We start from the raw sequence: 19,887 nt of genomic DNA on the forward strand, positions 1-19,887 counted from the left end.
GGGGTGGGCTCCGTGCAGGGTGGTGGGGGAAACGGGCTCGGCCCGGCCTTCGAGGTGCGAAGGCCGGGCCGAGGTGCAGTAGAGGAAGCTGGGCTACCAGTTGTCGTGGGGGCGTTCCAGATCGAGGAGACGGGATCGGGCGGGACTCAGGCGGGACCGGAGGTCATCACCGATGTACTCGAACGTTTCGGCGCCGTCCCAGTCGATGGCACCGCCGTCACACAAGGGGGCGGCGACGGCCTCGGTGTTCTCCGGCGTTCCAGGGCACAGCCACACCACGCGCCGGTTCTGCCTGTCCAGCACCAGCGCCTGCCTGCACCACGGCGCGAGAGGAGGCGGCAGCAGGTGCCTCTGGCGTGGCCGCACGGTGAGGTCGCCGATGTAGGGCGGGTACAGGACCGGGGCGATCACGGCTGGGTCGAGCAGCGCGGTCAACGCCTGGCGTGCTGAACCTGCGCCGGGCGGCACCGCGCGGGTGTTGTACTCGATGGCGTTGTCCATGGTGACAAGGCCGTCGTCACCGGCCAGAGCTTCGAGGAGCCGCCGTCCGGGGCCACGCAGGCTGACCGTGTACTGGCCGGAGCCGGTGTCGAGGTGGGCGTGCCGGTCGGCCAGCCAGTAGACCGCTGTGAAGGCGGGGTTCACGACCACCATGTGGCCCTGGTCTGGGTAGATGTCGTTGTCGATGCGTCGTGGGATCACAAGAGGCGTCCGATCGCTAGGGGAGGCGGCCGCCACGGAAAGCATTCCGCCATGCGTAAAAAAGAATACAAGATAGTTAATTTTGTGGCGAGCTTGCGGTGTGACCGGTGCATACCGGGGCGGCCGGACACCTGCTGCGACATCCAGGAGTCGGAGGTGCTCGGCGCGGCGTGGTACCCGCTGGCCGAAGCCGTGCGCCTGGTCGCCCCTACATCGCGCGGGCGACCGGCGTGCTGGGGGTTGACCGGTGGAGCTGATCCCGCTGATCGACGCGAGGCGCCGCAGCGCTGTTCGCGCGGCGCCGACCCGCCGGTGGACGAGTCCTGCTGATGGCCGGGCGTGCGGTGGCCTGTGGTCGGTAGGGTGCACGCACTGGTGAGCGCGGAAGGGCTGGAGCTCACCAGTCCGTCGATCAGCGGAGGGTGCCCGATGCCCGACAGGCAACTTGATCCGCGAGGTGTTGTCCGTGACCTCGTGCAGGCCGTCGCGCCGCATGACGAGCGCGAGTCGGCCGATCAGCGGTGGATGCTCGATTGGATCGATTCCGGGCATCCGCTGTTTCGTACGGCCAAGCCTGCCACCCCGCCGCAGCACCTGGCCGTGTATTCCGTCCTGATCGACGCGCCGACGCGGTCAATCATGATCGTCTGGCATGTACTGGCACAGGCTTGGTTGTTCCCCGGCGGCCATGTCGATGATCTTGAGGATCCGCGTGCGTCTGTGGTCCGCGAACTGGCAGAGGAGCTGCAGATCACGCCTGCCTTTCACCCGGAGTTCGGAGACGACCCCTTCTTTCTGACGGTGACCCAGACCCGCGGCGCGGACTCCCATGTGGACGTCACGCTCTGGTTCGTCTTCGAGACTGACCGAGACGCGCCGATGGTGCCCGATGAGCGGGAGTTCGGCGAGGTGCTCTGGGTTCCGATCGATGACCGGACCGCGTGGCCTGACGGGGTGTTCGACCCGGGCCTTGCGCGCTTCCTCGCCAAACTGGCTGCGCGTCTTGGCCCTGAGGCCCTCCTCGGCAGGTAACGGGCGCGTCCTGGAGGGCAGCCGAGCAATTGTTGGGCTCGCTGGGGCGCTCGGAGTCGCGTTGATCGCGCCGGAGGTCGGGGCTCCCACCTGCATCAGGGACAGGTCAACGCGGGTGGCCGTCTCGATGACCTTGGGTCGCTCGCGTAGCGTGGCGAACGCTGGCCGTGATGCCCTCAGCGGCCGGCCCGCTGATGATCACTTTTGGTAATACAGAAAGCCTGAGCGCGAGCAGATCTCCCGGCATCCTGGCATGCGCGCACGTCGCGGCGGCCCACAGAGTTGGCGCGCCGCACGACCTTATGACACACGATTTTCGAGCCGTCTTCCTTACTTGGTGAAGGTGCGCACGAGGGCCGTTAGTCCAAGATCGGAAATCTAATGGCGGAAGCAAATTGTTTAGCCTTTTGCAAGGGAGACTTCTCGTGTCGCATTGCCTACAATTATCTTCATGGCACGCCCCCGAATATCGGATCAGTCGGCAAGTCAATCCTCTTCTCTTCCGAGTCGCGCACTCGATGTTTCCGAACGTGCGCAACTTCCGTGACGCCGGAATTTCCGCGCTGAAGTCCGGTCTCCTCTTCAGATCAGGGTCGCCGCCGCTCAGCGCTGATCGCGAGGGCGCGTACCCCGAACTCGCGCCCGGAATTACCGATCTTGAAAACGGTGCGCTTTCCACTCCATTTTGCCGATTTCCGTGAGTCGGGACCGTCGTCCGTCCCGGCTCCGCTAAGCTCGCTCGGGTTACAGGGTGGGCTCTGGATGCCCCGCTGTATATGAGTGCTGCACGGTGCGCATGAACCCATCGGCGATCAAGGTGTGGGAGCGACGATAATGACTGATGTGTCTGATGGCGCGGTCGCACTGACCGGAGGACGCATGGCGTCGGCGGTCCTCCGAAGGAACGACACGGTTCTGCGGCCTGCCTCGGATTCCTCGGAATTCATGGCCGCACTTCTCAAAACTTTCGAGCAGCAGAATTTTACTGGCGCCCCGAAGTATTTGGGCCAGGTGGACGACAAGGATATGTTCACCTATATCCCGGGTGACGTGCCCGCGAAATTCCGGCCCTGGTCCGATGACCAGGTGGGCGCAGCGGCCCGCCTTTTGCGTCAGATGCATGACGCTACGCGCGGAAGTGACTTGGCTGGTCGCTTCGATGTGGTGTGCCACCATGACCCCGGCCCCAACAACGCGGTCTTCCAGAACGACATGCCGGTTGCGTTCATCGACTTCGAGTTGGCGGCTCCGGGTGGTCGCCTTGAAGATGTCGCGTACATGGCCTGGACCTGGTCGATCTCGTCGAAACAGACGATGGCGCTGGTGGACCAGGCGGCGCAGGTGCGCCTCATCGCCGACACCTACGGTCTGCACGAGGCGGAGCGCCACGCGCTGACCGACTGCGTCCTGGAGCGGCAATCGCGCAATGTCCGTTTCTGGGCGGAGCTCGCGGCGCATCCGGAGACGGCCCCGGCTGCACCGGAGGTCCTGGCTGACCGGATTGCGTGGAGCAAGCGGGAGCACCACTTCGTCTACACGCACCGTGAGGTCTTCGACGGGGCACTGGCCTGACTGCTGGCGGGTCGGCTCAGCCGCTGGTGTGCGCGGCCGGGCGTGCGGGTGCGTCAGGGAGCCCGAACATAGCCCCGGAGGTGCGCGCGAGATGGGCGATGTCGACGGGTCGTCCCTTGCGGTGCACGAAGGGTGGCGCGGGCCGGTCGAGCGGTGGGTTGGCCAGGAACAGCATGGTCAGGCGCTGCGGGAGCCGGTGATTGCGGACCTGGTGGTAGAGCGGCGGGATGTCGCCGCTGGTCATCGCGGTGAGAAGGCTGCCCGGCATCGCCAGGATGAGCAGTTGATGCCCGGTGCCCAGTGAGCGGTGGGCGGGTTCAATGCTGGCCTCGGCAGGGCACGCTCGGTGTGAGCCTCAGGCCGCCCGAGCCTTCCGTGCATCTGCTGCGAGGTTACGGAGGTGCTCGGCGAGGCGGTCGGCGTCGTCGGCGTTCATGGTGGACAGGACGTTGTTCCACGTGATGGTGATCGTGTTGCCGCGGAGCTGGGCGTCACCGCGCAGGGTCTGTGGCGTGCCCGCGCCGCTCTTACGCCACGTGGACTGGACGATCACGAAGGCGAGGCCAAGGGACCAGCCGGCGACCATGGACGTCATGAGGGCGAGCACGTTCTTCGGCCAGATGTGGGCGGCCCACATCAGAGGAAGGAGCGTCGCGGCCACTCCCAGGTAGACCCTGATGAAGCGGTCGAAGAGGGGCGTGTTGAGCATGAAGACCTCCTGGAAGGGGTTGCAGCGGCTGTGCTGGGGCCGGGGCCCGGCTGGGCGGCGCCGGGAGATCGTGGTGGGCGGTCATGGTGTCGGGGTGACTGTCCATGTGCGGCCGCACCGATCGCAGAGCATGGCGACCGGCTCGAACGACGCCATGCCCTTGAAGATCATCGTGGTGTCGTGTCCGCTGGTGAGGCACTTGCGCCGAGCCAGTTCGGCTGCGGCCGCCTCCAGCGTCCAGAGCTGTGCGCTCATGTCCCGCCCTCCCAGGAGCACGCGGGGGCGCGCTCGGCGGGCTCGGCCGAGGTGCGCTGCGCGAGCATGGCGGCCAGCTGGCCGTGTGAGGAGCCCGGCGCGGCGATCGTCCAGAAGCCCGGCATCGTGGCAGCGGCGACCAGGCGGCCGGCGCCGTCGTCGCATGCGGCGACCACGCGTGTGCACGGGGCCGGGGCGGCCGTGACGTGCTCCTGCAGCAGCCAGCCAGGGCACCATCGTGTCTGGTAGCCGCCCTGCTCGGAGTCAGCGGCGAACACGAGCAGGCAGCCGGGCTGTGCGGGGAAGAAGCCGATGGTACGCCAGCGGAGCGGCTGTTCATCGTCGGGCATATGCACTCCAGGTTCGCCGTCGCAGCGGCGGGGTGGGTGTGAAACGCCGGGTGGGAATGCCGGCGCGTTCGGCCCGGCGGGCGCAGCCGAAGGTGCCGCGCGACCATGGGTGCGGGAAGGCCACGCATTCGTCGGCGCCGGAGGCGATCATGGCGTTGTTGCGGATCGGCCCGGCGGCGTCGCCGTAGCGCCCCCAGTTGGCCGGAAACTCCCTGTCGGGAACGCCCCGGGCCAGGCACCACAGATGGGCGAGCCAGTCCGCCGACTCTTCCGACCGCCGGCCGTGCTCGTCCTCTGCCGGGTAGCAGGCGCCGTGCTTGACGAGCATGTCGGGGTGTTCGGCGTGGATTTCGTCCAGTACCCGCCACAGAAGCGCCTTGTCGACGCAGTCTCTGGCCCCGGTGAACAGAACCTCCCACGGACGCCCGCCGGCGGCCGGCGGCGTCATGGCTGCTCCTTCGATTCGTCTGGTTGGGTGTGGGCCGCCAGGTAGGAGAGCGGCATCTGTCCAAGGGTGAGCGGGTCGGGGTGACCCTCCAGGACGCTGATGGCGCGGCTGATGCCGTCGAAGCAGCCTTCGAACGCTTCGGCGAGCAACACGGCGATGACCTTCGCCTCGAACACGTCCCTGACGCCGTCGGCGACGACTCGCTCGCTGGGCGGGCAGGTGGCGCTGGCGGCCCGTCCTTGTTCAACGAGGTTGCTCAGGAACCGGTCGGCGAGGTCGCCGGCGGTGAACGGGGCCTGGCCGTGCCACTTTCGGTTGTCCCAGCTGCTGAACCATCTAGGGGGAGGCTGGTACGGCAGCGTCCCGCAGTCGTGGATGGCCTGCCACGCGCGACCGTCGGTCTTGACCACGGCGACGAAGGGCACGTACCTGGAGCGGCATGTCCGCCAGTGGTCATGGTTGTGCTCGGTCGTCACGCACACCTGCAGCGTGCCGTCGATCTCGGAGGCGCTCCATCCGCCGCGTCGGCACTTCTCCCACCAGGGGCGTCGGTCGGCGTTTGCGGGCACGGGCACGTCGGCGAGGACGCCGTGCCACTGGCCGCGGCACCGGCACTGGCATGCGCTGTCTGTGTGCGGGCCGGCGGCGACCAGGCATGCCGGGGTGCACAGGCCGCTGCTGATCAGCTCGGAGGCGGGAACGGCGGACGCCGCCGGCGACGCGGTGCTCGTGGCGGTCACGCGGTCACCAGCCTGAGGCCGCCGTACACCGCTGGGTGGCGGCTCATGCTGGCGCGACGCTCCTCCACCGCGCCGGCAAGCGGTTCCACGCCGGTCAGCGTCACCGGCACCGTCGGGCGGCCCGCCCGGGCGCACGGCTCGCACATCGGTTCGGTGTCACCGGAGGCTGCCGCGGCGCGGTGAAGCTGGCACACCAGGACGGGACCGCGGTCGCATCCATGCGCGCACGTGAGCGTGACTCGCCACCAAGCGCCGAACGTGCAGCGGGCCGCCGCAGCGGAGTGAGCCGGGTCGATCCGAACCTGCACCTGGCAGCGGGCACCGTCTGCTACCTGCGAGTGCTGCGCGATCTCCTCCTCTTCGGCGTAGCGGGCCTCGATGAACGCCGCCTCGAACGCGCCCCGCGACTTCGGTCGCGCTGGCACATAATGCACGCTCGAGCGGCCGCAGCCACATGCGCCCGGGCACCACGGCACCGCCCGCACCCAGCCGGGCTCGATGTCGGCCACGCCCTCGATGACCACCAGGTCCTCCTCGGCCGCGTACGTGACGGCCGCGTGACGCAGCTCGACCGGAGCGTGGCCGCGCACCAGCAGCAGTGGCCCGTTGCCGCCTTCCAGGAGTGTCACCTTGGGCACGAGGTCGCGGCGGTCGCCGTCCACGTACACGACCCGCCACGTGGGATGACACGGCTCGACGTGCCGCGGCTGATCGTCGAAGCGCACCCGGAGACCGGCGTCGAAGCCGACGATGCGGCCAGGCCGGCCATCGACGACGACCCGGTCGCCGCGGTAGGCGGGCACGCCGTAATAGATGCGGACGTACTCGGCGTTGCCGCCCTTCCAGCGGTCCAGCCGGTTCACTGTGCCACGTCCGCGACCGTGCCGCTGGCCGAGGAGGCGGTGCCGGGAGCGGGCGTGCGGTCGCAGCCGCACAGGCCGCACTCGTGCGCCGGCCGCCGCGGCGGCAGCGGCACCTGCTCATACGCGCCAGGCTGGGCACGCCACAGGACCGGCTCCCACGTGTTCAGCCATTGCCGCCAGGCCCGCTTCTGCTTGGCGTAGCGGGCCACCCACCAGCAGCAGATCAGCAGGTCGCCGCGGCTGATGCCGTACTCGTCGTAGAGCACCTGCGGTCGGTCGCCGGCCAGGTACGCGCTGATGATGACGGCGACGGACACGCCGCTGGCCTCGATCGTCGGCTTGCCGAAGTTCACCGCGGGGTCGGCCACGATGCGGGGCCGCCGTACGCTCTCGTCCGCGGCCTTCTGCATGGCGATCATCGGGTCGCCTCCCCGGCTGGCTGGTTCAGGCCGGCGAGTTCGTCGATCGTGACGCCGAGCGCGGGCGCGAGACGCGCCAGTGCCGGCAGCGTCGGGTACATGCGGCCCTCCTCCAGGCGCCACAGGCGTGCCTGGTCGAGTCCGGCGGCGGCCGCCGCCTGCGCCTCCGTGAGGCCGGCGCGTTTGCGGGCCGCCCTGATGCGGGCTCCCACGGCGAACGTCGTCAGCTGCGCAGCAGGCGTGTCGCCGGCCACAGCGAGCATGCCGGCCAACTGGCGGCGCGCGTCGGCGTCCAGGTGGTTGCGCAGCACAGCGGCGATCGCTGGCAGCGGCGGCATCCCCTGCGAGCCGAACAGCTCATCGGCGGTCGGCTCGGCCGTGAACTTCCGGTGGCGGCCCGGGTCGAAGTGCTCCCACTCCGGCGAGCAGAACCCGGGCCCGTCAGGATGGAGTCGGCAGCGCTGCGCCAGGTACCTGGTGGCGACTTCGCCCTCCAGCGGTCCGTACACGCGCGCCGCAAGGCCGCTGATGAGCACCGTGGCGTACCCGGCCTCCTGGCCGTGCTCCCACACGCGGTTACGGCAGCGGAGGTTCTTTCTCGTGCGGCCGGTGCACTGGCCGCCCTCCAGGTCGGGAAACACGTACAGCTGGCTGGCGCCGCCGGCGGAGATCAAGATGGGCATGTTGCGCATATCAGGTCCTCACGAAGTGGGGTGTCGCGGGGGTGGGGGCCGCGGTCAAGGTCATCCCGTCACGTCCAAGCCATGTTCGCCGTCGCCGCCCCCGCCCCCGTCGCCGTCGTCTGCGTCTCTTGCGTCGCCTGAGGCGCCGGCCAGGCGGAGCTCGCGCGCCTGCACGACGCGAGGGCCGTGCAGGTGCCGTTTGGGCATCTCCACGCCGTCGCGGTTCACGCACAGGGCGCCTTCGTCGGCGCCGCACAGCCGCACCGGGCACGGAATCTTCAACGCGTCGTCGAGTTCCCGCTCGCGGTCGGAGGCCGCCGACGGCCGCAGCGCCGCCCGTGCCGCCTGAATCGCCGCCGCCTTCGCTGGGCGTTCCGGATCGCGGCGCGCTGGCCGGAAGTCGGGCGCGACCGGTTCAAGCTCGCGCGGCGGCCGGAACGCCAGCACCTCCGCCACAGGCGGCGCCGTCGGCGCCGGCGTGGAGCTGTCGCGGGCGGTGCTCACCATGGACCTCGCTGGCGCTCTGGGGTGCAGATGCACGACCGAACCTCCGTGGACGTTGCCGCCCTGCGCGAACGCTGCCCCGCCCGGAGGAGACGGCGGGCGCGGGCCTCGCCCGGCACATGCCGGGCACCGTGCCCCGCTATCCAGGTCGATCCCGTCCTCACAGCGCACGTTCGCGCAGTGCCGGCGTTGCACGAGCGACACCGCGACCGCGACCGGGTCGCCGATTCTGCCGTGCGGGTTGAGCGCCTGCCAGCCGTCCCAGCGGCGCTCCACCCGCGCCACCAACTCCGCCACCGTGCGGCCGTTCGCCTGACCGATCTCCCGCGCGATCGCGCCCAGCACGATGCCCTGCCGGTTGCGGCCGATGCGGCGCCGCACGTCGGCCGGCAGCGCCCGGAACACCGTCAGGGTCGGCGGTCCCGGCAACCCGGGCACCGCCGCCGGGGCAGGCCGAACTGACGGATGATGATCTTCATTCCCGGCCGGAACGGCCGACTCGGGCGCGCCCTCACCTACAGGTAGTTCGCCTACGGCGGGAAGGAACCCCTTTCCTTCTCTCTGCTTCTTCTCTCTTCTCCCAAAGGGCCCCACGTTTGCGGCCCCCGGATGACCGGGCCCCGCAATCTCTAGGTCCGGAGGAACCGGTGCCTCAGTTTCCGGCTCCGGGAAATCCGGCACCTCGGTTTCCAGGTCCGGGAAATCCGCCTCCTCGGGGTCGTCGTCTGGGACGTCGTCGTCGCCGAAGTCCTCCCAGTCGCCGAAGCCGTCGTCGGTGAGCTGACCGTTCTTGTGCCGTACGAGGAAGGTGCCGTCGGGCTGCTGCACGAGCGGAACGGGCTCCCCGCCGAACTCGGCGTTGTCGGCCGCCCACTCCTCCACCGGCTCCTCGCTGATGGCGGTCCCCATGACGAACTTGCCGTTGAGCAGGCGGCGCCGCTCGAGCCGGTAGTAGCCGGCGGCGCGCAACTGCGCCAGCGACTTCATCACCTGGCCGTTGCTGTTGGAGCGCTCCGCAGCGAGGTTGTCGCCGCGGACGCGCCACCCGCGCGGCTTGTCCAGCAGATGCACCAGAAGGCCGAGCGCGGTGTAGTCGATCCCCGTGTCGCGGATCGTCGTACGAGGCACGAAGCGGCCAGGGCGCCGCCGGTGCCGCATGCCTGAGCTCAACGAGGCACCACCCGGTAGCCGGTCCGCCGCAGGTTGTTCCGCTCGTAGCGGACCTCCGCCGTGACGAGACCGAAGGCGATCAGCTCGTTCACGGTCGTCGTCAACCCGTCGCGCTTGTCGGTGAACGTCTCCATCAACGAGGCGATCGTGAACCAGCCGCCCGGCAGCGTCAGCACGTGCAGGTAGACGCCGTAGGAGCGGGCCGACAGTTTCGGCTCGCTCGGCGGCTCCGGAACGGCGATGAGGTCGGTCACTCGTTCACCCCGAAGAACTCGTGCTCGTACGGTCGCGTCGCGCCTTCGACGACGCGCCAGTTCAGGCGGGACGCCCACGCGAGCTTGCTCAGCGTGGCCCGGATCAGATCGGGGTCTTCGCCAACGAGCACGGCAACGTCGGCGAGCGGATAGCGGACGCCCGCGTCCAGGTGCGCGAGCACGGCGGCGAGGCCGACCACCTTGAGGCTGTCTTCGCCCCACCGGACAGGCACGACGGCGCTGTACACCCAGGTGGCCTCGTTCAGGTCGCCGGGCACCCACTCGTGCGGCCACACGCGGCCGTTCTTACTGCTGTTGCACGGCGCACATGCAGGCACGACGTTCTCAGGCCCGTCGCCGCCGCCCCGGCTCAGCGGCGTGATGTAGCCGAGCGTGACGCCGTCACGATGCCGCTGCCGCCAGAACGTGTACGAGTCCATGCCCGCCGTGCACGGGCACTGCAGCGGCCGGTGGCAGAACGTGCACTTCCAGGGGCCGTCGCCGAACAGCGCATGCATGCGGATATGGCTGGGGCCGGTGATCGCAGGCGTGCCCATCGCGGCGTTTTCCCGGCCGCGGGCAGCGTCGGATACTCTCACGGTGCCTCCCTCATCTCGGTGACCAGTGGGTGAGGTGGGGCAGCCGCTCCAGGTGCTACCAACACCCGGGCGGCCGCGACGGCGGTTCCTACGGGGACCGCCGTTGTCGTATGTGTGTTCGAGATCGAAATCTAGCCCGGCATGGCCGGCTCCGGCGAATACGCGTTCACGCCATGACGTCCGCGGCAGCCGGGCGCAACGCCGCCGGCCCGCGTCGCCGCCGCCGATGGCCACGTTCACGCCGGGATCCTGTCGGCCGAGCCGGACGCAGCGCCCGCCAGCTCGTCGCCAGCGGGATGCTCCACATACCGGCGCAGCACCGCCTGGGCCGCCTCGCGCAGACGACGCCCGGGCCGTTCGCCCGTCCACGACACCACGAACACGTCGTCCTCCCGGACGACCGTGAGACCGGACGGGGCGAGCTCGACGCCTGCCATGCGCGCCGCACGCTGCAGGACCGCTTCGTCTCCCGGGGCAGGCCGATGGTGGAACTCTCCGCCGCGGCGCAGCGTGCGGACGATCGCGGCGCCCAGCATCACCTCCAACGGCATGGCCAGCGCCTGGGGCGCCGGCGGAGCAGGGGAGCGAGTGGTCAACGTCATGGGCGAGCTCCGCGGGTGTGTGTCGTAGCGAATGAACGAGATGCGGCCCGGTCGCGCCGAGGTGGGCGGACGCCGCGCGCTTCAGCCGACAGCCGGGCGAAGGTGTCGCGAGCGTGCCGGACGGCCTGCGGCCGGGTCAGGCCGGGCGGCCCCAGCCAGACGGCGAGCAGTCCGTCGCTGGAGCGGATATGGACCGGCTGCGCGAAGCGGCCGCGTACGAACCCCGCAGCGCGCCGCAGCGCCCGCCGCTGGCCGTCGCCGGCGTACGCCGTGATGTAGGCGCCGCGGTCGCGTAAGTTCCGCTCGATCGTGTCGGCGGCCCGGTCAAGGTTCTCCGCAGGGTCATGCGCCAGCTGATGGACGCGCAGGCGCCTGTGCCGCCCCCTCACCGAGCCGCCTCAGCGGTGCTGACGTACGGCACCGGCCCCCACAGCGGCTGAAGCCGGGCGGGCTCAGGAGCAGGCTCAGGGTCGGGCTCGGACAGGAACGCGATCCACTGCTCGTGGTCGGCGTCCGAGGACGAGGGTGAGCCGAAGGCGGCCGCCGGTGCGGCGGCGGTGTGCGCGCCACGGTGCTGGCGGCGCGGCAGGGCGAACTTCATGACGGAGTCTTTCTTCTCGGCGGGGACCGGGCCGCAGGATCAGAGCACATCCGGGAGTTAACGTCCAACCGCCAAGATCATTTAATGTTTTCGCAGCTCAACCGGCATACCGGTTGAGGCCGGGTGTGCACGCGCCACCCGGCCGCACAGCGGCGTTCCAGACTGGTTATGAACCCGTAGCCGAGCAGCAGGCACCGGCCCTTCCGGCTCAGGTGAAGCAGTGGCCGGAATCGCACATGCCGTCGTCGCTGTCGTCAGCGAACTGCAGCAACTCCACGCCGTCCGGAATCACTTTCCGCAACGGCTGCCCGAATCGCGTGAAGAACACATGATCCTTGCCGAGTTCGTCCCGTCGCTCGTTGAGCAGGTCCTCCAGCTGCGCGGCCCGCTCGAACAGCTCAGGCTCTTCCCGCCGCATGTCCTGCCAGGTGCTCGGCCGGTGATGCGGGCAAAACCAGCACGCCGAACGCGGCGGCCGCGGAAGCCCGGCGTCGGCGATGATCCGGAGACAGTCGGTGCGCCGTAACTTCAGGTCCAGCAGCGGATAGATGATCCGCTCGTACGCCTCCACGCGCCGGGCGTTGGCGCGGTGGATCTCGTCAAGCGAAATGCCGATCCCGACGGTTGCCGGATCGTCCGCGGTCGCGCCATGCTCGCGCAGCCACTTACCAATAACCCTGATCTTGAAATCCGCCGTGCACGACCTCGTGCCAGGCGCTCCCGTGTCGCCCATCCGGACCGGAATCGGCAGCGACCGCGACCCCGGCTTCGTCAGCCGGCCGTACAGCGTCTCCTCGCTGCCGTCGCGCCGCTTGCGGAACACGGTGCGCAGGTCAATGCCATGCCGTTTCGCGAACGGCTGCGACACCTCGCGAACGTACGTCAGCGTTGCCGGATGCTCGGAGTCGTCGCCGACGTTCGCGAACAGGAAATGCTGGAAACCGCCGTCGGGCAGGCGGCCCTGAGCTTGCAGGACGAGGACAGCGGTGGACTGGACGCCACCACCGAAGGAGAACGTGCGAAGGCCCACGAACAGGCTCCTAGGAAGAAAGGGAGAAGAGGGCGTCCTGGCTGGTCACGTCGCGAACCCAGCCGAGAAGAATGGGCAGATTGCGATCAGGGCCGAACGTCAGGAACGTGCCGTCGGCGGACTTGCAGCCGATCGCCTGCGCGTACCGCAGCCGGGTGAGAGAGTTGACCCGGCCCATGTGGACGTGCTTGCCGCGGGCGACCGCCTCCGCCGTGAGCTCGCGCGCCGCCGCGCCGAGCTTCCAGCCCGTCGAACCGCCGAGGAACAGCGCATCCATCGATCGCCACGGCACCTGCAGGTCCTCCAGGCCGTCCTGCGCGACCAGCGCGGCCCGGAACCCAGCGGCGCGAATCAGCGGCAGCATCGGCGCGGACCGGGCCAGCGTGGCCACAGCGTCGCCCACCACATCCGGAGCCGACGCGAACAAGCAGTCCTCGGCCCAGCGGCGCTGCCGGTCCAGCCACGTCAGGTAGCCGGCGTCGCCCGGGTAGCCCTTGCCGAAGCAGCCGTTGTCGGCGGCCCACACCGCTCCCGGTATGTGCCGGTTGCCCTGCGCCGGCGTCGCCAGCAGCCCGATCTGCCGCGCTGCCATGGCCGCTCTGGCGCCCACGGTCGGGTTTGCCAAGTACCACACGGTCCGCCGGCACTTCCGGCCCGCTCACGCGTCCCCGGCGATCACGCGGCCGGCCCGCCTCCACGCGAGCACCGCAGCCACGATCAGCGCTGGCACGACCGTCAGCCACGCCTTGCCGATCAGCTGGCCAGGCAGCGACGGCCACACCGGGAACCCCGCCAGGTACAGGAACAGCACCGAGTCGATGGCAGCGCCGGCCAGGCCGGACACGACGACGGCGAGCGTCCAGCCCCGCCGCCGGAGCGGCGTGTAGACCCCCATGTCCGCCAACTCCGACACCACGAACGCCACCGCCGACGCCAGCGCCAGCGACCACGACGCCAGAAGCGCCGACAAGCCCGCGCCGGCCAGCACCGCCCAGACAGCGGCGCGCCGACCGAGCACGTCCTGCAACACGTCACGCAGCAGCAGCGTCAGCCCTGCCACGTACGTGCCGGCGGTCGCCGTCAGGGCGAACCCGACAGCCACCATGCCGAACCGGTCGGTGAGCAGATTCGCCGACACCAGCGCAGTCACGTACGCGGCGAACACAGTCGGGCCGATCCAGCCTGCGCCCGGCGTCCACGCGCGATCACCCGCCTCGGCCGGCCGAGGCGGAGAGGAAGCATGCACGAAAGAGCCCCCTTCTCGTGCAGATGGGAGAAGCGGGCGAAGCGAATCGAAGCGGCGACCTAAGGTCCAGCCACGCGGAAACCTGGCACAGGCGGCAGCGCCGGCCAATGACGCGAGACCGGAAAGGGGGGAAGCCGGAAGGACGGCGAACATCTGCTGACCTGCGTCCGCCGTGTCCGCCGCCAAGGAGCGGACAAGCAGCGGACACGCCGCCTCTTGGCCTCGGCGGATCAAGCGACAACGCTATGAGCAGGACGACGCGCAACCAGGGCAGCGGACCCGAACACCCACAAAGGGAAGAGGGCGAAAACCCGCTTGCCGATGCCCTGCGAACTTCTCGGCCGCTGGCCTGCAACACGGGCGGCGGCCGAGAACAAGCTGGACCCCGCTCTCCTCCAGACCGCCACCCCGCAGTGGGGAGCGGAGGCTGCTGTCACGGTGGGCGCTCGGGAGCGTCCGCCAGCGCCCGCTCGTCCTGCGCTGTCTCTGCTGAGCCCTCTTCTGGCGGACGAACCTCTCGGCGTCCGCTAGCAAGCCCCTCCGACCTTGAGAAGCAGACATGGAAGAGATGCACTTGCACCTCTACACCTGGACCGGCCCCCGAGCCGACCGCCGGCAGGATCACAACCCCAGCTCACCGGGGTTCGCCACGTCGCCCTTGCCGTGCAGCCGCCCCAGCGACTGGCTGGCAAAGCCCGCCGACCGCATCAGCGACACCGTCTCCAGCCTCGACGAGGCCCTGGTGTGGCTGGCCGCACAGTACGGCCATGCCAAGCCGCTGTTCCTCCGCGAGGACCGGTTCTCGCTCCGGCAACGCCTAAGGATCGCCGAGGAGACGCTGAGGACCGACGGGGACGTGCACTGGGGGGAGTACCTGACCCGCGACCGCTACTTCATCGCCAGCGCCGTGCGCTGCCCCAACACGACCAGTCCGCGGCCCTGCCCGCTCTCGCAAGAAGGCCGCTCCGCGGCATAGACGTCTGGGTGCTCTTCCCCTTGAGCGGGCGACCTCCAACGCCCCTGACCTCGACCACCCAGACCCCGCCCTTCGCCGCGCGGAGATTCACGGCGAAGGCGCGGAAAGGCCGTGAGGCTGCGTGTCCCCGCGCGCACCCTCACGGCCGCTCCCCCTCGAACCCCCCGCCCCGGGCGCCGGGGCTTATGCCGGCACGGACACCCCGCCAGCGATCACGTCTCCTCGTACGCCGTCGTGTAGCCGTTGGTCCAGCCGTTCAGCGCGGCGAACGCCTCCTCCGCCGTCAACCCGCGGGAGACACGGAAGGACTCGAACATCTCCCACGCGGACTCGGGCGCCCCCACCGCCGGGTCCGCCGAGGCCGTGCCGTCGCTGGCGAGCACGATCGCCCCCAACACCCGGAACGTGGTGCTGCTCTTGTAGATCAGGCGCCTGCCTGCCACTGTCTGTCACTCCCTTTCAGCGGCATGCTTGACCGCCTCGTCCAATCGATCCATTACGTTACCGAGCCAGTCGGCCCGCCCCAGCTCAATGAACCGGGGACGCACCTGATTGAGCCGCCGGCGAATCTGCGCCACCTCTGCGGCCGTGAGCTCGTTGCCGTCCTTCCACGTCAGATCGTCCGTCAGCAGCCGGGCGACGAACGCGTTCCGTACCAGCAGCAGCCGGCCGTCGCCGGGCGGCGGCGGGTCGAACTTGGCGTTGCCGAGGTCGATCCCCGTCACCCGCCCATCGGCGTACTTCCAGTTCCCGTCGTTGCGGTCGCTGTTGGCGATGAGCACGTCCAACAGGGCGATCCGCCAGCCGTCGTCGGTCGCCGCGGCGGCCTTCCGCAGCGCGGGAATCTCGTCGAACGGCCGGTCCAGCGCTGACGGGTCAGGAGCTTCCTGCAGGAACAGTTCGTGCTCGCTGACACGATGAACCGCCGGCACACGGGCACCGACTGCCCACCCCACCAAAGCGCCCAGTTCCTCGGCATCGGCCTGGTCCCGAGCTGAGCGCCACCGCGTGTCCTCCACCCGCTTGCGGTAAGCCGTGCCGCCGTTGGCGAACTCGACCCGATGCACCAGCGCGGTCGCTCCCGCCGACGGTGCGCCGGCGAACTTCACTCCGCTGGCCACGTCCGCCGCCAGCGTCGCCGCCGCCTCCTCGTAGGAGGTCTCGCCCGGTGCCGGCCGGGTCGAGCCGGGCGGCCGCCCGGCGGCATCCAGGAAGATGCGCGCCATGCTGGCGGGCTCCCCGGCGCGCTCTTGGCCCTGGAGGGTCTCCACGTCGATGGTGGCCTGCGACTGGCCGCCATGCGGGTGCACCGCGACCACACGCCCGTACTCGCCGCTGCCGAGCGTCACCACGGCGCCCACGCCGATCGACCGCCCGTGCGCATCAGCCGCCGGATGGAGCGTCCCGGTGTCGGATGGCTTGCCCGGCCCGTTGACCGGAATCCAGCCGTGCCAGTATCGCTGGCCTGGCTTGGGCACCCGGCTGGCGTTCTTGACCTCAGGCCCCGCCGTGAACCAGGTTCCGTACCGCCGCCACTGCACAGTCCGCATGACGGTGCGATGTAGCCGATTTTGAAGCTAACGTCCTGGCGGGCAACGGGGAGAGGGGCGGAAACCCACTTGGCTCCCACCCCTCTGGTGTTCGGCCCTCGGGGCCGCCGGGGTGGCGCGCTCCGGCGAGGGAGAACGTCTTAGCTGGCCCGGGCCAGCCCGTAACCTCGGCGACGCAGATGGCGCCGCTCGCGAGGGTTCAGGCCGCCCCAGATGCCCCATCGCTCCCCGTGTTCGAGTGCCCAGCGCAGGCAGTCGCCGCGCACGGGACAGCCGGCGCAGATTGCCTTAGCGAGGTCCTCGCCAGCCAGCAGGAACACGTCGACGTCATCGTCGGTTCTGGAGTCGGCGTCGCTGTAGAACAACTCGGCGTCCGCGCCGTCGCAGGCGCTGCGCTCCCACCAGCGCCCCGGCTGTGCCTTTTTTCCGTCCGGTCAGCGCGGTCACGACGCGGCGCCTCCTGTCTCGCCGAGGGCAGACTCGGGCCATGTCACCGGGTTTGACGAGACGACGTCCGCGTCCGCGCCCCACGACCGCAGCAGTTCCGCGCGCGACTCGGCTGCCCGCTTGGAGAAGAACTGGCGCTCCTTCGGCCACACGAAGCGGCCCTCGGCGTCGATCCTGTGGCTCAGGCCGTTCTCTCGTTCGCCGTCCTCGTAGTCGCAGCAGTTCTGGCCCGGATCCCACGTACACGGCGTCGACGTGACCCAGTCGGTGCAGTGCTTGTCGTGCCAGCCGGGAGGACGCCAGCCGAGCTGGTCGCACCCTTCCGGGTAGGTCACGTTCAGGCGGTGGACGCGCGTCGGGCGGGTCACCTGTCACTCTCCTCGTTCTCGTTCGTGGCGCCCGCGTCCACCGCGGGCAACGTCAACATGCGGCCGAACAGCGCCGCGAGAATCCCCCGGGCGTGTGCGTCGGCCAGGACCTGCTCAGCGTCGGCAGCTGGCGTGAACGTCGGCGCGAGCGCCGCCACGTTGACCTGCACGCCCGGCACGCTGATGAGCTCGCCCGTGCGCGGATGCACCAGCTTCAGCTCGCGCCGGGCCGCGCCGGACGCCTCAGCCGCCTTGCGCAGCATGGCGAAGAACGCCGGCCGCACCCGCTGCTTGGTCTCCACCTCGGTGGCGAACCCTTCGGCGAGCGCCCAGGCGGCGAATCGGTCAGGGTCGCTGATCGTGATCGACAGCCGCCGCGTCGGCACGGACACGTCGCCGAACTTGCGGCCGCCCACGTACGCGCCCATCCGGTCGCCTTCGCCCATGACCGGCCGGCCGTCCGGCCGCATGGCGATGAGCGCCCGCTTGGTGATCTGGTCTCGGCGGGTGATCGGGCCGTGCTTGCTGTTGAGCCAGCGCATGAACCCGAACTCGTCAACCGCCTGCGCCGCGTCCAACGGCGCAGGCGGTTCGCTCACGTTGTGGTCCGTGCCGCCCACGTCGGCGGCCTCAGTCATGCTCGCCCCCCGGTCACATGCACGACCGTGATCGGATACCGGTCCTCCGCGAGCACGACCAGGCGCCCGATCTGGTTGTCCCAGCCGATCTGCCGCTCGATGGCCACTTGCTCGTCGCACCCGGGATGCCACGGCCGGGTGACCGTCGCGCACGTCAGCCGCCGCATCAGCTCGTACAGGTTGGCCAGCGCCTCGTCCTGCGTCAGGCCGTGGCCGGCGAGCTCGTCCATGGCATGCGCCGGGTCGTCAATGGGGAGGTCGGCGGCGTCGCAGCCGTCGAACTGGGCGCCGTTCACGTCGGCCAGATGGGCGCTCCATCGGGCGATGCTGTTGTCGAGCGGCACCGCCGCCGTGATGGTCAACGTGGCGAAACCGGCGAGGGCGTCGGCGGCGGCCGCGACAACGGCCGCCTGAGTCGGCGCGGGCGGTGACGTCGTCATCGCGTTCTCCTTCTTCGGGATGGGGTGAGGCGGCGCAGCAGCGTGCACGGCGTGCTGGCCGGGTAGATGCGTTCGCAGCCTTGGAAGGGGCGATCGCCGACGTTGGCGTCTGTCAGGCCGACCATCGGCGTCCCCTCATGGGTCCATGAGCGGATGCCGATGAGGATGACGTCGCGGTAGCCAAGCCAGCCGTCGCCGTCGGTGACGCGCACCTCGAAGCCGAGGTGCGCGTCGGTGAGTTCGCCGACCGCGACCGGAAGCAACTCCCCGGAGCGGGTCAACTGCCGACCTCCTCGGACTGCTGCTGGCTGGCCTGCTCCTGCGTCCTCAGCTCCGCCATGCGCGTCTTGTACGCCTGCTCCAGGCGCACCCGATCAGCTAGGGACACCTGTCCCTGACTGCGGGCAGAGCGCACCCGCCCCGCCACGTCGTGAAGGGCTGCGACGGTGTCGGCGGCCTGGAGCGCCGCGCCAAGTTCGTCGATGACCTGCGGGTCACTGACGGCGCGCTGCTCGGCCAGCCGTGCCAGCATTCGCCCAAGCTCTTCCTCGCGGCGGTGCTCATTGGTGACCACCAGATGGTGGAGGGGCTCAGCCTCCCGGTACAGCTCCGACAGCCGCTCCCACGTGCTTTCCTCGTTCAATGCGTCGGCGATGATCTCCTCGGGGCTGCGGTCCGGATGTGGCGCCACCACGACTGGGACCGCTGCCGTCGTGGCGTCCAGCCGCAGCACGTCGAACACGATCTGCTCGAGCGACCAGTCCTCGCCGAGCGCGGGCAACGCGCCCGGCCTGGCGGCGACTGGCGAGTTCAGCGCGATGACCTGCGGCAGGCTTCCTCCGGCCAGGCGAAGCCACAGCGTGGCCACCGACCCGAGGCCCCAGTGCGTGTCGAGGACATACTCGCGGGGACCGCTGACGGGCTGACCTGCCTTGTCGGTGGGGGAGACCCAGTGGCCGCGGCCCGTCATCACCACGATGCCGGGGATGCGGCGAAGCGCTGCCACCAGCGCCTGGTGCATGTCGTAGGAGTCGTTACGGTGGTGGCGGCTCACCTCGATGTCGGCGTCGCGGTCCTCGCGGAGCTTCGCCTGGGCGGCCTTGTTGCGCACCGAGCGCGCCCGCGCCCAGTCCGACAGCAGCCGCCAGACGCCGACCATCGTGATGATGAGAACCACTGGACGTTCGCCGGCCGCGTTGGCATCTTCGGCGACCTGGCGGACGCCGTCCAGCGCGGCCATGATGGAGCGCACGCTGCCGTCGTGGACGACTACCTCGTAGTCGGCGCCGTCGACGGCCGCGTAATCGTCCTGGCGGCCGTCGCCGACGTCCAGCCAGAACGCCCGCCCCACGCGTGGGCTGGCGGTGAGCTGGGCGCACGCGTAGTTGATCGTGCCGCCGTCTTCGTTGCCTCCTTCTATGAAAAGGAGAGGCCACGAGGGGCGGCCGGTGGGGCGGCGCGTGGCGAGGCCACCAGGCCAGCGCGCAGCGGAAGCCTCAGCGGCGCTGGTCGCGATCGTCATGGGGACTCCGTTCAAGACGAGGGGAGCCGGGTGCGCTACCGCAAAACCCCGCCGCCAGGCAGGCAGCGGGGCGCGGGCAGAGCTTAGAGATTTCCCGGGCTTGCATCTCAAAAGGTGCAAGACAGTTAACTTTGGGAACCGTAGCTTGGGGGCGCGCACATGGTCAA

At 69.9% G+C, this 19,887-nt stretch carries 29 protein-coding genes and 1 pseudogene; 4 read left to right on the plus strand and 26 right to left on the minus strand.

Going from position 1 to position 19,887, the window contains the following annotated elements; translation table 11 throughout:
• Positions 1-93 precede the first annotated feature (93 nt).
• On the minus strand, positions 94-702 hold the full coding sequence (locus tag ETD86_RS29895) for a hypothetical protein (protein WP_138669668.1): 609 nt from the start codon (positions 700-702) through the stop codon (positions 94-96).
• 363 nt (positions 703-1,065) lie between these two features.
• On the opposite strand from ETD86_RS29895, the gene ETD86_RS29905 reads away from it, so the two are divergent.
• Entirely contained in the window at positions 1,066-1,734 is a 669-nt protein-coding gene (locus ETD86_RS29905) for an NUDIX domain-containing protein (protein ID WP_138669672.1), read from the plus strand.
• 843 nt (positions 1,735-2,577) lie between these two features.
• Positions 2,578-3,306, plus strand: coding sequence for a phosphotransferase family protein (locus ETD86_RS29910; RefSeq protein ID WP_211370408.1), 729 nt, complete (start codon positions 2,578-2,580; stop codon positions 3,304-3,306).
• A 16-nt stretch (positions 3,307-3,322) separates the two neighbouring features.
• Here ETD86_RS29910 and ETD86_RS29915 read toward each other — a convergent pair whose 3' ends face one another.
• The 13 genes from ETD86_RS29915 to ETD86_RS29970 all read right to left on the minus strand — a co-directional run bounded on the left by ETD86_RS29915 (position 3,323) and on the right by ETD86_RS29970 (position 10,902).
• Positions 3,323-3,574, minus strand: coding sequence for a hypothetical protein (locus ETD86_RS29915; protein WP_138669676.1), 252 nt, complete (start codon positions 3,572-3,574; stop codon positions 3,323-3,325).
• A gap of 87 nt (positions 3,575-3,661) precedes the next feature.
• Entirely contained in the window at positions 3,662-4,015 is a 354-nt protein-coding gene (locus ETD86_RS29920) for a hypothetical protein (RefSeq protein WP_138669678.1), read from the minus strand.
• Positions 4,016-4,096: 81 nt separating this feature from the next.
• The gene (locus tag ETD86_RS55545) at positions 4,097-4,270 is read right to left on the minus strand and encodes a hypothetical protein (protein WP_170223345.1); all 174 of its coding nucleotides are present in this window, start codon (positions 4,268-4,270) and stop codon (positions 4,097-4,099) included.
• A complete protein-coding gene (locus ETD86_RS29925) occupies positions 4,267-4,620 on the minus strand; it encodes a hypothetical protein (protein ID WP_138669680.1) in 354 nt (117 codons plus the stop codon). The genes ETD86_RS55545 and ETD86_RS29925 overlap by 4 nt, the downstream gene beginning before the upstream one ends.
• Positions 4,607-5,068, minus strand: a complete 462-nt coding sequence (locus ETD86_RS29930) for a DUF2493 domain-containing protein (protein WP_138669682.1) — start codon at positions 5,066-5,068, stop codon at positions 4,607-4,609. The genes ETD86_RS29925 and ETD86_RS29930 overlap by 14 nt, the downstream gene beginning before the upstream one ends.
• A complete protein-coding gene (locus ETD86_RS29935) occupies positions 5,065-5,808 on the minus strand; it encodes a hypothetical protein (RefSeq protein ID WP_138669684.1) in 744 nt (247 codons plus the stop codon). The genes ETD86_RS29930 and ETD86_RS29935 overlap by 4 nt, the downstream gene beginning before the upstream one ends.
• A complete protein-coding gene (locus ETD86_RS29940) occupies positions 5,805-6,671 on the minus strand; it encodes a hypothetical protein (protein ID WP_138669686.1) in 867 nt (288 codons plus the stop codon). The genes ETD86_RS29935 and ETD86_RS29940 overlap by 4 nt, the downstream gene beginning before the upstream one ends.
• The gene (locus ETD86_RS29945; protein WP_138669688.1) at positions 6,668-7,090 is read right to left on the minus strand and encodes a DUF433 domain-containing protein; all 423 of its coding nucleotides are present in this window, start codon (positions 7,088-7,090) and stop codon (positions 6,668-6,670) included. The genes ETD86_RS29940 and ETD86_RS29945 overlap by 4 nt, the downstream gene beginning before the upstream one ends.
• The gene (locus tag ETD86_RS29950; protein ID WP_211370409.1) at positions 7,087-7,773 is read right to left on the minus strand and encodes a helix-turn-helix domain-containing protein; all 687 of its coding nucleotides are present in this window, start codon (positions 7,771-7,773) and stop codon (positions 7,087-7,089) included. The genes ETD86_RS29945 and ETD86_RS29950 overlap by 4 nt, the downstream gene beginning before the upstream one ends.
• Before the next feature lie 60 nt (positions 7,774-7,833).
• Positions 7,834-9,447: a hypothetical protein gene (locus ETD86_RS29955; RefSeq protein ID WP_138669692.1), complete on the minus strand. Its 1,614-nt coding sequence runs from the start codon at positions 9,445-9,447 to the stop codon at positions 7,834-7,836.
• A complete protein-coding gene (locus ETD86_RS29960) occupies positions 9,444-9,701 on the minus strand; it encodes a hypothetical protein (RefSeq protein WP_138669694.1) in 258 nt (85 codons plus the stop codon). Before ETD86_RS29960 ends, ETD86_RS29955 begins: the two co-directional genes overlap by 4 nt.
• Positions 9,698-10,300, minus strand: coding sequence for an HNH endonuclease (locus ETD86_RS29965; RefSeq protein WP_138669696.1), 603 nt, complete (start codon positions 10,298-10,300; stop codon positions 9,698-9,700). Before ETD86_RS29965 ends, ETD86_RS29960 begins: the two co-directional genes overlap by 4 nt.
• Before the next feature lie 236 nt (positions 10,301-10,536).
• Complete coding sequence (locus tag ETD86_RS29970; protein ID WP_138669698.1) at positions 10,537-10,902, minus strand: hypothetical protein; 366 nt, start codon at positions 10,900-10,902, stop codon at positions 10,537-10,539.
• A gap of 113 nt (positions 10,903-11,015) precedes the next feature.
• Here ETD86_RS29970 and ETD86_RS29975 point away from each other — a divergent pair, with 113 nt between their 5' ends.
• On the plus strand, positions 11,016-11,198 hold the full coding sequence (locus ETD86_RS29975; protein WP_138669700.1) for a hypothetical protein: 183 nt from the start codon (positions 11,016-11,018) through the stop codon (positions 11,196-11,198).
• A gap of 89 nt (positions 11,199-11,287) precedes the next feature.
• On the opposite strand, the gene ETD86_RS29980 is transcribed toward ETD86_RS29975, so the two are convergent.
• From ETD86_RS29980 to ETD86_RS29995, 4 genes are all read right to left on the minus strand, one after another.
• Positions 11,288-11,503 carry a hypothetical protein gene (locus ETD86_RS29980; protein ID WP_138669702.1) on the minus strand — a complete coding sequence of 72 codons (216 nt, stop codon included), beginning with the start codon at positions 11,501-11,503 and terminating at the stop codon, positions 11,288-11,290.
• Between the two features lie 208 nt (positions 11,504-11,711).
• Positions 11,712-12,533, minus strand: coding sequence for an adenine nucleotide alpha hydrolase family protein (locus tag ETD86_RS29985; RefSeq protein ID WP_170223346.1), 822 nt, complete (start codon positions 12,531-12,533; stop codon positions 11,712-11,714).
• 10 nt (positions 12,534-12,543) lie between these two features.
• Positions 12,544-13,158, minus strand: coding sequence for a hypothetical protein (locus ETD86_RS29990; RefSeq protein ID WP_211370410.1), 615 nt, complete (start codon positions 13,156-13,158; stop codon positions 12,544-12,546).
• Between the two features lie 33 nt (positions 13,159-13,191).
• Complete coding sequence (locus ETD86_RS29995; RefSeq protein WP_211370411.1) at positions 13,192-13,779, minus strand: VUT family protein; 588 nt, start codon at positions 13,777-13,779, stop codon at positions 13,192-13,194.
• A gap of 559 nt (positions 13,780-14,338) precedes the next feature.
• On the opposite strand from ETD86_RS29995, the gene ETD86_RS30000 reads away from it, so the two are divergent.
• A complete protein-coding gene (locus ETD86_RS30000) occupies positions 14,339-14,755 on the plus strand; it encodes a hypothetical protein (RefSeq protein WP_138669706.1) in 417 nt (138 codons plus the stop codon).
• A gap of 212 nt (positions 14,756-14,967) precedes the next feature.
• Here ETD86_RS30000 and ETD86_RS30005 read toward each other — a convergent pair whose 3' ends face one another.
• From ETD86_RS30005 to ETD86_RS30040, 8 genes and pseudogenes are all read right to left on the minus strand, one after another.
• Positions 14,968-15,198: a hypothetical protein gene (locus tag ETD86_RS30005; RefSeq protein ID WP_138669707.1), complete on the minus strand. Its 231-nt coding sequence runs from the start codon at positions 15,196-15,198 to the stop codon at positions 14,968-14,970.
• Positions 15,199-15,204: 6 nt separating this feature from the next.
• Positions 15,205-16,305, minus strand: a complete 1,101-nt coding sequence (locus ETD86_RS30010; protein WP_138669708.1) for a hypothetical protein — start codon at positions 16,303-16,305, stop codon at positions 15,205-15,207.
• Between the two features lie 140 nt (positions 16,306-16,445).
• Positions 16,446-16,697 (minus strand): annotated as a pseudogene (locus ETD86_RS30015) (WhiB family transcriptional regulator); the annotation flags it as partial.
• 51 nt (positions 16,698-16,748) lie between these two features.
• Positions 16,749-17,120 (minus strand): hypothetical protein, encoded by a 372-nt coding sequence (locus tag ETD86_RS30020; protein ID WP_138669711.1) that lies wholly within the window; start codon positions 17,118-17,120, stop codon positions 16,749-16,751.
• A complete protein-coding gene (locus ETD86_RS30025) occupies positions 17,117-17,758 on the minus strand; it encodes a hypothetical protein (RefSeq protein WP_138669712.1) in 642 nt (213 codons plus the stop codon). The genes ETD86_RS30020 and ETD86_RS30025 overlap by 4 nt, the downstream gene beginning before the upstream one ends.
• Positions 17,755-18,198: a hypothetical protein gene (locus tag ETD86_RS30030; RefSeq protein ID WP_138669714.1), complete on the minus strand. Its 444-nt coding sequence runs from the start codon at positions 18,196-18,198 to the stop codon at positions 17,755-17,757. Before ETD86_RS30030 ends, ETD86_RS30025 begins: the two co-directional genes overlap by 4 nt.
• Positions 18,195-18,479 (minus strand): hypothetical protein, encoded by a 285-nt coding sequence (locus ETD86_RS30035; RefSeq protein ID WP_138669716.1) that lies wholly within the window; start codon positions 18,477-18,479, stop codon positions 18,195-18,197. Before ETD86_RS30035 ends, ETD86_RS30030 begins: the two co-directional genes overlap by 4 nt.
• Positions 18,476-19,720, minus strand: a complete 1,245-nt coding sequence (locus tag ETD86_RS30040; protein WP_138669718.1) for a hypothetical protein — start codon at positions 19,718-19,720, stop codon at positions 18,476-18,478. Before ETD86_RS30040 ends, ETD86_RS30035 begins: the two co-directional genes overlap by 4 nt.
• Between the last annotated feature and the right edge of the window lie 167 nt (positions 19,721-19,887).

The sequence above is a fragment of the Nonomuraea turkmeniaca genome, assembly GCF_005889735.1.
GTDB lineage: Bacteria > Actinomycetota > Actinomycetes > Streptosporangiales > Streptosporangiaceae > Nonomuraea > Nonomuraea turkmeniaca.

Coding starts and splice junctions, on each gene's coding strand:
- ETD86_RS29925 (WP_138669680.1), bottom strand. CDS start 4,620: ATGCCCGACGATGAACAGCCGCTCCGCTGGCGTACCATCGGCTTCTTC.
- ETD86_RS29920 (WP_138669678.1), bottom strand. CDS start 4,015: ATGCTCAACACGCCCCTCTTCGACCGCTTCATCAGGGTCTACCTGGGA.
- ETD86_RS55545 (WP_170223345.1), bottom strand. CDS start 4,270: ATGAGCGCACAGCTCTGGACGCTGGAGGCGGCCGCAGCCGAACTGGCT.
- ETD86_RS29980 (WP_138669702.1), bottom strand. CDS start 11,503: ATGAAGTTCGCCCTGCCGCGCCGCCAGCACCGTGGCGCGCACACCGCC.
- ETD86_RS29915 (WP_138669676.1), bottom strand. CDS start 3,574: ATGCCGGGCAGCCTTCTCACCGCGATGACCAGCGGCGACATCCCGCCG.
- ETD86_RS30030 (WP_138669714.1), bottom strand. CDS start 18,198: ATGACGACGTCACCGCCCGCGCCGACTCAGGCGGCCGTTGTCGCGGCC.
- ETD86_RS29930 (WP_138669682.1), bottom strand. CDS start 5,068: ATGACGCCGCCGGCCGCCGGCGGGCGTCCGTGGGAGGTTCTGTTCACC.
- ETD86_RS30010 (WP_138669708.1), bottom strand. CDS start 16,305: ATGCGGACTGTGCAGTGGCGGCGGTACGGAACCTGGTTCACGGCGGGG.
- ETD86_RS30025 (WP_138669712.1), bottom strand. CDS start 17,758: ATGACTGAGGCCGCCGACGTGGGCGGCACGGACCACAACGTGAGCGAA.
- ETD86_RS30000 (WP_138669706.1), top strand. CDS start 14,339: ATGGAAGAGATGCACTTGCACCTCTACACCTGGACCGGCCCCCGAGCC.
- ETD86_RS29970 (WP_138669698.1), bottom strand. CDS start 10,902: ATGACGTTGACCACTCGCTCCCCTGCTCCGCCGGCGCCCCAGGCGCTG.
- ETD86_RS29950 (WP_211370409.1), bottom strand. CDS start 7,773: ATGCCCATCTTGATCTCCGCCGGCGGCGCCAGCCAGCTGTACGTGTTT.
- ETD86_RS30040 (WP_138669718.1), bottom strand. CDS start 19,720: ATGACGATCGCGACCAGCGCCGCTGAGGCTTCCGCTGCGCGCTGGCCT.
- ETD86_RS29945 (WP_138669688.1), bottom strand. CDS start 7,090: ATGATCGCCATGCAGAAGGCCGCGGACGAGAGCGTACGGCGGCCCCGC.